Below are 5,409 nucleotides of genomic sequence, written 5' to 3' on the forward strand. Positions count from 1 at the left end.
GGGGGGGGGGGGGGGGGGGGGGGGGGGGGGGGGGGGGGGGGGGGGGCGGGGGGGGGGGGGGGGGGGGGCAGGGCCGGCTGGCCGGTGGCGGGCACCGGGACGACGACCGGGCCGACCGACGGGGTGGGCAGGAACGGGGTGCCACCGTCCGGCAGCGCGGTGCTGCCCACGGTGGCGGAGCCGGCGCTGATCGCGGCGAGGACCGGCATGGAGGCGGCCCCGGCGAGCAGGGCGACGGTGAACAGGTAGCCCCGGTGCGGCCCGCCCAGGCCCGGGGCCCGGTGGACGCCGATCATCCGCCGGTAGCTGCCGCCGCCGGCCCGGTGCCGCCCGAGGAGGGGGATCGGAGGACCGTCACCTGGCTCGGACACCGCACACTCCCTCGTCGACCTGGACGTGTTCGTCGGTGGGCAGCACGGATCAGAACGGACATTATTCGCCAAACGCCCACCACTACCGGTCAGCTTGACCCAGTGACGCCCAGTTCACCAGGCACCACAGCGTGTCGACACACAAAAAGTCCGTCACCCGACCGGCATGGTGACGACAGCCGACGGCGGCACGGCCGGCGCGGCGACAAAAAAGTCCACTGGTCACCAAGCGGACATGTCACCACCGGCGGGAGGGCCATACTGTGGGGCCGCTCACCTCCTCTGCAATCATTCAGGCACGACGGCAACGCAGCCGCCCCTCCGCGTACCCCGTGGCAGGCGTGGCTGGTGGCCGACGCTCCCGAACCGGGTTCGACCATGGATCCGGCTCAGGTCGTGCGGCAACCCCCACCGGGGCTAGGCACGACCGCCAGGAACCAGTCCGGCAACAGCCGGGCCGGCGCACGTTGTGCGCGGACGGGTGACCCCCCGGCTCGGGCACAGACACGACAGGGAGAGACGGATGGCAAAGGGCGACCCTGCGGTCTCCAGCCGCGGCCGGCGAGCCGCACCCCGGTCCCGGCGGGCCACGACCGGCGAACCGGAACTCGTACAGCTGCTCACCCCGGCCGGCGAGCGGATCGAGAGCGCGACCGGCCCGGACGGCACCGAGTACCGCGTCGACTTCACCGACGAGGAGTACCGCGGCCTCTACCGCGACCTGGTGCTGGTCCGCAAGCTCGACGCCGAGGCGACCGCGTTGCAGCGGCAGGGCGAGCTGGGCCTGTGGGCCTCGCTGCTCGGCCAGGAGGCGGCCCAGGTCGGCTCCGGGCGGGCGCTGCGCAGCCAGGACATGGCGTTCCCGACCTACCGGGAGCACGGCGTCCTCTACTGCCGGGGCATCGACCCGATCATGCCGCTCGGCCTGTTCCGTGGCGTCGACCAGGGCGGCTGGGACCCGAACGAGTTCAAGTTCAACATGTACACGATCGTCATCGGGGCGCAGACCCTGCACGCGACCGGGTACGCCATGGGCGTCCACATGGACGGCAAGACCGGCACCGAGGACGGCGAGGCGGTGATCGCCTACTTCGGCGACGGCGCCACCAGCCAGGGCGACGTCAACGAGGCGTTCGTCTGGGCCAGCGTCTTCAACGCCCCGCTGGTGTTCTTCTGCCAGAACAACCAGTACGCCATCTCCGAGCCGCTGGAACGCCAGACCCGGGTCCCGCTGTACCGGCGGGCCGGCGGCTTCGGCTTCCCCGGCGTCCGGGTGGACGGCAACGACGTGCTCGCCTCGTACGCGGTGACCCGGCACGCGCTGGACAACGCCCGGCTCGGCCAGGGCCCCAGCCTGATCGAGGCGTACACCTACCGGATGGGGGCGCACACCACCTCCGACGACCCGACCCGCTACCGGATCGCCAGCGAGGTCGAGGCCTGGCAGGCCAAGGACCCGATCGCCCGGATGAAGGCGTTCCTCGACAAGCAGCAGCTCGCCGACGCCGACTTCTTCGCCGAGGTCGACGAGCAGGCCCGCACCGAGGCGGTGCACCTGCGCGAACGGGTGCTGAACCTGCCCGACCCGCAGCCGGTCAGCATGTTCGACCACGTCTACCCGCACGGCTCGCCCGAGTTGGACGCCCAGCGGGACCAGTTCAGCAGGTACTCGGAGTCGTTCGAGGGGAGCGCGCACTGATGGCCACGGAGACGCTCACCCTGGGCAAGGCCCTCAACACCGGTCTGCGCCGGGCCCTGGAGAACGACCCGAAGGTCGTCATCATGGGCGAGGACGTCGGCAAGCTCGGCGGCGTCTTCCGGATCACCGACGGCCTGCAGAAGGACTTCGGCGACCAGCGGGTGATCGACACCCCGCTGGCCGAGTCCGGCATCATCGGCACCGCCGTCGGCCTGGCCATCCGGGGTTTCCGGCCGATCTGCGAGATCCAGTTCGACGGCTTCGTCTACCCGGCGTACGACCAGATCGTGTCGCAGGTGGCCAAGATGCACTACCGCTCGCAGGGCAAGGTCACCATCCCGATGGTGATCCGGATCCCCTACGGCGGCGGCATCGGCGCGGTCGAGCACCACTCCGAGTCGCCGGAGGCGTACTTCGCGCACACCGCCGGGCTGAAGGTGGTGACCTGCGCCAACCCGCAGGACGCGTACGTGATGATCCAGCAGGCCATCGCCTCGGACGACCCGATCGTCTTCCTGGAGCCCAAGCGCCGCTACTGGGAGAAGGGTCCGGTCGACCTGGACACCCCGCTGTCCGGGGCGTACCCGCTGCACGCCGCCCGGGTGGTGCGGCCGGGCACCGACGCAACCGTGCTGGCGTACGGCCCGATGGTGCGCACCGCGCTGGACGCGGCGACCGCAGCCGCCGAGGACGGCCGGGAGCTGGAGGTCGTCGACCTGCGTACGCTCTCCCCGCTGGACCTGACCGCCGCGTACGAGTCGGTGCGGCGCACCGGCCGGTGCGTGGTCGTCCACGAGGCCCCGGGCAACCTGGGGCTGGGCTCGGAGATCGCGGCCCGGATCACCGAGGAGTGCTTCTACTCCCTGGAGTCCCCGGTGCTGCGGGTCACCGGCTTCGACACCCCCTACCCGGCCAGCCGGGTGGAGGAGGAGTACCTGCCCGACCTCGACCGGGTGCTCGACGCCGTCGACCGCACCTTCGGTTGGTGAGCGCGATGTCCCGGATCAAGGAGTTCAACCTGCCCGACCTGGGTGAGGGGCTGACCGAGGGCGAGATCCTCGCCTGGCTGGTCAAGGTGGGCGACGTCATCGAGCTGAACCAGCCGATCGTCGAGGTGGAGACGGCCAAGGCTGCCGTGGAGATCCCGGCGAAGTGGGCCGGCGAGGTGCGCTCGATCTTCCACCCGGAGGGGAGCACGGTCGAGGTCGGCACCCCGATCATCGCGATCGACACCGACCCGGGGGCCGGGCCGGTGCCGGAGTCGACGACCGCCGCCGCCGGGTCGGACCTGCCCACCCCGTCGGCCGCGTCGCTGGCCGCGGTGCAGGTCGCCCCGGCCGAGGGCATGGTCGAGCCGGGTCTGATCGGCGGCGTAGCCCCGGGTGGCCGAACCGCCGTCCTGGTCGGCTACGGCCCCCGCAACGCACCCGCCAAGCGCCGCCCCCGCAAGCCCTCAGCCCCAGCCGATCATGGAGTTGTGGTGGGGGGCAAAAACGTCCCTGTCGCCGTAAAACCGGCACCACAAGTCCATGATCGACCGAGCGCGGGTGGTCCGGTGCTGGCGAAGCCGCCGGTGCGCAAGCTCGCCAAGGATCTCGGGGTCGACCTGGCCGCGCTGGCCGGGTCGGGGCCGCTCGGTTCGATCACACGGGAGGACGTCCAGCGGGCGGTGGCGGGGAGCACGGCGGTGGCCGAGCCGCTGACGGCGACCTCGCCGGCCACCTCGGCCGCGAGCTTCGGCGCGGACCGCGAGCAGCGCATCCCGGTCAAGGGGGTACGCCGGCTGACCGCCGAGAACATGTCCCGCTCGGCGTTCACCGCCCCGCACGTCACGGAGTTCCTGACCGTGGACGTGACCCGGACGATGAAGGCGCTGGACCGGCTGCGCGAACGGCGGGACTGGCGCGACGTCCGGGTCTCGCCGTTGCTGCTGGTCGCCAAGGCGGTGCTGCTGGCGGTCCGGCGGCACCCGATGGTCAACTCGACGTGGGCCGGCGACGAGATCGTGGTCAAGGAGTACGTCAACCTGGGCATCGCGGCGGCCACCGAGCGCGGCCTGATCGTGCCGAACATCAAGGACGCGGGCCGACTCACGCTGCGTGAGCTGGCCGATGCGCTGACGGGTCTGGTGCAGACGGCCAAGGCGGGGAAGACCTCCCCGGCGGACATGTCCGGCGGCACCCTGACCATCACCAACGTCGGGGTCTTCGGGGTGGACACCGGCACCCCGATCCTGCCGCCGGGTGAGTCGGCGATCCTGGCCTTCGGCGCGGTCCGTGAGCTGCCGTGGGTCCACAAGGGCAAGGTCAAGCCGCGCCAGGTGACCACCCTGGGGCTCTCCTTCGACCACCGGATCATCGACGGCGAGCTGGGTTCGAAGTTCCTGCGTGACATCGGGGACTTCCTCGCCGACCCGGAGGCGGCGTTGCTCGCCTGGACCTGACCGTGACGTCCGGCGACGGCCGGTGTGCCCAGGGTGAACGCCCGGCACGCCGGCCGTTGCCATTGAGAGAAGAAATAGTGGCCCAGCTCGCTCGTTGACCTACGATCCTTAGGCCCGTGTTGCAGCTCACCTAATAATCGATGGCGATCGGCGCCCGACGGGTGTTCAATGGAGTCATCAAGGGGCTGACAACCGAATAGCCGGAGGAGAGACCACCATGAGCATGATCGAGCGAATCCGCACCCGTCGTGACGCCAACCGTCGGGCCCGTGCCATCGAGCACGCGCTGCGCTCCGCCAACTCGCCGGCGGTCCGCGAGGAGATCCTCGCGATCGCCCAGCGTCACATGAGCTGACCCGGCACCGACTTTCCTCTCCCTCCTCCAGATCGATGACCCGCCCGGGCCCCGGGCGGGTCATCGGCGTTCCGAACCCGCTGAGACCGGGATTCCACCTCGCCACGACGCCCGGTACGGTGGTTCCGGTCGCCACCCGCCGACCCGGACACCGATCGCGACGGATGGAAGCCGATCGACACCGTCCGGCGACGCGGAGTGACGGCCGGTGCTGCATGGGGGCCGCGCGCGCGTACCGGATACCGTGCGGGGAGACCGCACGGCCGAACCGCCGGGCACCGGCGACACGGCCGACCGGACGGACGGCATCGGCGGCCGACATGTGATGGAGGAGGCGCACCCATGACGTCCGAGGGCCAGCACCGTCCCGGCCAGGAGCCGGGCGAGGCGCCGCCGGGCTCCGGTGGACCGGCGCCGTACGGCGACCGGCAGCCCCAGCAGGACCAGGGGTACGGCGTCCCCGCCACCCCCGACCTCGGCTGGGCCCCACCACCCCCCACCGGCCGGGCCAACCCGCCCGGTCCGTCCTGGCCGGCACCCG

General features: G+C 71.8%; 4 protein-coding genes and 1 pseudogene. All 5 read left to right on the forward strand.

Annotated features, from left to right (window positions below; all coding sequences use genetic code 11):
- Positions 1 to 894 precede the first annotated feature (894 nt).
- Positions 895 to 2,070 carry a pyruvate dehydrogenase (acetyl-transferring) E1 component subunit alpha gene (gene pdhA, locus H1A17_RS33180; RefSeq protein ID WP_194823732.1) on the forward strand — a complete coding sequence of 392 codons (1,176 nt, stop codon included), beginning with the start codon at positions 895 to 897 and terminating at the stop codon, positions 2,068 to 2,070.
- Positions 2,070 to 3,059 carry an alpha-ketoacid dehydrogenase subunit beta gene (locus tag H1A17_RS33185; RefSeq protein WP_145917264.1) on the forward strand — a complete coding sequence of 330 codons (990 nt, stop codon included), beginning with the start codon at positions 2,070 to 2,072 and terminating at the stop codon, positions 3,057 to 3,059. The genes pdhA and H1A17_RS33185 overlap by 1 nt, the downstream gene beginning before the upstream one ends.
- A complete protein-coding gene (locus H1A17_RS33190; RefSeq protein WP_194823733.1) occupies positions 3,056 to 4,513 on the forward strand; it encodes a dihydrolipoamide acetyltransferase family protein in 1,458 nt (485 codons plus the stop codon). Before H1A17_RS33185 ends, H1A17_RS33190 begins: the two co-directional genes overlap by 4 nt.
- A 217-nt stretch (positions 4,514 to 4,730) precedes the next feature.
- A complete protein-coding gene (locus H1A17_RS33195) occupies positions 4,731 to 4,868 on the forward strand; it encodes a hypothetical protein (RefSeq protein ID WP_168222356.1) in 138 nt (45 codons plus the stop codon).
- 342 nt (positions 4,869 to 5,210) lie between these two features.
- Positions 5,211 to 5,409 (forward strand): annotated as a pseudogene (locus H1A17_RS33200) (hypothetical protein); the annotation flags it as partial.

The sequence above is a fragment of the Micromonospora sp. S-DT3-3-22 genome (genome assembly GCF_015354745.1).
Classification (GTDB): domain Bacteria; phylum Actinomycetota; class Actinomycetes; order Mycobacteriales; family Micromonosporaceae; genus Micromonospora; species Micromonospora wenchangensis.